This is a genomic window from Pseudomonas sp. MD195_PC81_125, from assembly GCF_014060985.1.
GTDB lineage: Bacteria > Pseudomonadota > Gammaproteobacteria > Pseudomonadales > Pseudomonadaceae > Aquipseudomonas > Aquipseudomonas parakoreensis.
The window spans coordinates 1-854 of record NZ_JABULD010000557.1; the positions used below are offsets into that span (position 1 = coordinate 1).

The 854-nt window shown below is 56.8% G+C and carries 1 protein-coding gene; it reads left to right on the top strand.

What is annotated here, in order from left to right; genetic code table 11:
- Nucleotides 1-193: 193 nt before the first annotated feature.
- Nucleotides 194-772, top strand: a complete 579-nt coding sequence (locus HT737_RS22390) for an ACP phosphodiesterase (RefSeq protein ID WP_182404022.1) — start codon at nt 194-196, stop codon at nt 770-772.
- The last annotated feature ends 82 nt before the right edge of the window (nt 773-854 follow it).

Below are 854 nucleotides of genomic sequence, written 5' to 3' on the forward strand. Positions count from 1 at the left end.
TATTTCGTCGAGGTCGAGGTTCATGGCTTTGTGCTCGTGATGTGTAGCGCTATATCGCGATGAGGCGAACTTTAAATCGTTATTTCGCGATATACCAATATGAATTTGATCTGACGACCGCATAAATCGGTATATCGGGTTATAACGATACGTGTGTTGTAACGATGAAAGCGCGCAGTGCTAAGCTGCGCCCATGAACTATCTCGCACATTTACACCTCGGAGGCCAGCTCCCCGAGCAATTACTCGGCAGTCTGTATGGCGATTTCGTCAAAGGACGCCTGCAAGGGCAATTTGCGCCGCAGATTGAAGCGGCGATTCAGCTGCATCGGCGGATTGATGTGTTCACCGATCGCCACCCTGTGGTGGACATCGCCCTCGGACGTTTCACCGCGACCCGGCGGCGCTACGCGGGGATTGTCCTCGATGTGTTTTTCGACCATTGCCTGGCGCGGGACTGGACGCTGTACGCCGATCAGCCGCTGGAGCACTTCACCCGCGACGTGTACCGGGTGCTGTCGAATGAACGGCAATTGCCCGAACGCCTGGCGAAGATCGCACCGCACATGGTTGCCAATGACTGGCTGGGTTCGTATCAGTCGTTTGAAGTGCTGGAGCAGGTGCTGCGCGGGATCTCCCGGCGCCTGACCCGGCCGGAGGAACTGGCGATGGCGATGCAGGAATTGCGGCGGTTGTATGAGCCGCTGAGTGAGGACTTCGCGTTGTTCTACCCGCAATTGCAAGACTTCGCACAATCCGCAACAACACCCTGAGTCCCTGTGGGAGCTGGCTTGCCAGCGATGGCGTCGGCACATTCAACATTCGTGTCGGCTGGTCTACCGCTATCGCTGGCAA

Coding starts and splice junctions, on each gene's coding strand:
- HT737_RS22390 (WP_182404022.1), top strand. CDS start 194: ATGAACTATCTCGCACATTTACACCTCGGAGGCCAGCTCCCCGAGCAA.